At 67.0% G+C, this 1,868-nt stretch carries 2 protein-coding genes; one reads left to right on the plus strand and one right to left on the minus strand.

Going from position 1 to position 1,868, the window contains the following annotated elements:
- Positions 1 to 303: 303 nt before the first annotated feature.
- Positions 304 to 756: a methylmalonyl-CoA epimerase gene (mce, locus tag VGF64_10635; GenBank protein ID HEY1635204.1), complete on the minus strand. Its 453-nt coding sequence runs from the start codon at positions 754 to 756 to the stop codon at positions 304 to 306.
- Between the two features lie 40 nt (positions 757 to 796).
- Here mce and VGF64_10640 point away from each other — a divergent pair.
- Positions 797 to 1,868 (plus strand): acetyl-CoA C-acetyltransferase (locus tag VGF64_10640; GenBank protein ID HEY1635205.1); only part of this gene is annotated, 1,072 nt, incomplete at its 3' end.

Below are 1,868 nucleotides of genomic sequence, written 5' to 3' on the forward strand. Positions count from 1 at the left end.
CTCGTCGACCTGATGGCGGTCGTAGCCGCGCATCACCGTCGCGAACTCGCGCGGCGGGGCCTCTTCGAAGAAGTTGGTCAGCTGGGCGTCAATGTCCGATTGCATATGGCCTAATCCTGGCTAGACGTGAAGGCGACGGAAATTTTTACGGCGGGTGTCAGCCATGGCGGGTACGACTCTCGCCCGGTGACAGGCAGACTACTCTTACTTGGGTGATTTGGCGGGTCCTTCAGAGTTCTCTATCCTATCCGTCCGGTTAAATCACCTTATCTACAGTATGGGGCATCACGCTCGGCATCACGCTCAGCTCAGCGGCTGTACGAGTTCGGTCAGCACGCCCCCCAGATCGCCCGGGTGCAGGAAGGCGATCGAGGCTCCCATGGACCCGTGCCTGGGCCGCTCGTCGACCAGCCTGATACCGGTCCCGGCCACCGTGGCCAGGGCTTCTTCGATATTCCCGACCCCGTACCCCACGTGGTGGATCCCCTCGCCGCGGCGGGCGATGAACCTGCCGACCGGCGTGTCAGGGGACAGCGGCTCGAGCAGCTGGATGTACCCCACCCCCAGCGAACCCTGGCCGGCGCCCGTAGCCCCCGCGGGCCCGACGGCCAGCATGGCCTCGCGGACCCCCTGCTCCTCGTTCTCCTCCAGCGACAGCACCCCGAGGCCGAACGTCTCCCGGTACATGTCGATGGCACGGCGCAGATCGCGGCAGGCGATGCCGACGTGATCGAGGCGGGTCAGCAGCGGTAGCACAATGATTTCCTTCCGGATACCACTAGGTATCGTGGCAGACATGAGCGATTCACGTCAGCCGGTCATTGCCGGGGCGGCGAGGACACCGGTAGGCCGCCTGCTCGGGGCCCTCGCCAGCAAGTCTGCCAGCGAGCTCGGCGGCGTCGCGATCGCAGCCGCCCTCGACCGCGCGGGCGTCGCCCCGGACCAGGTGCAGTACGCAATCATGGGGCAGGTGCTGCAGGCGGGCGCCGGGCAGATCACCGCACGGCAGGCCGCGGTGGCGGCCGGTATCCCGATGACCACCCCCGCGCTGACGGTGAACAAGGTGTGCCTGTCCGGCCTCAACGCGATCGCCATGGCTGATCAACTGATCGGCTACGGCGAGTTCGACGTAGTGGTCGCCGGAGGCATGGAGTCGATGACCAACGGCCCGTACCTGTTGCCAGGTGCCCGGGCCGGCTACCGCTACGGAGACAACTCCATCATCGACGCCACACAGCACGATGCGCTGTTCTGCTCATTCGACGAACTCGGGATGGGGGAGGCCACCGACCGCTACAACCGGATGGCGGGCATCGGCCGTACCGAGCAGGACGAGTACTCGGCGATGTCACACGAGCGCGCCGCCGTCGCGGCCAAGAACGGCCTGTTCGACGACGAAGTGGTGCCGATCGAAGTCCCGCAGCGCAAGGGTGAGCCGTTGCTCGTCACTCAGGACGAGGGTGTTCGCCCCGGTACCACCGCCGCGTCGTTGGGCCGACTGCGCCCGGCGTTCGCCGCGGAGGGCACGATCACGGCCGGATCGGCGTCTCAGATCTCCGACGGCGCCGCCGCTGTCGTGGTCATGAGCCGGGCCAAAGCCGAGGAGATCGGCGCCCCTGTTCTCGCCGAGATCGGCGCACACGGCGTCGTCGCCGGCCCGGATCCGTCACTGTTGTCCCAGCCGGCGAACGCGATCACCAAGGCCCTGGCCAGGCAGCAGCTCGGTGTCGCCGACGTTGATCTCTTCGAGATCAACGAGGCCTTCGCCTCGGTCGCCCTGCAGTCCATGCGCGACCTGAACCTCAGTCCCGAGACGGTCAACGTCAATGGGGGAGCCATCGCGCTCGGTCACCCCGTCGGTGCTTCCG

Source organism: Acidimicrobiales bacterium (genome assembly GCA_036491125.1).
In the GTDB taxonomy this organism is placed as follows: domain Bacteria; phylum Actinomycetota; class Acidimicrobiia; order Acidimicrobiales; family AC-9; genus AC-9.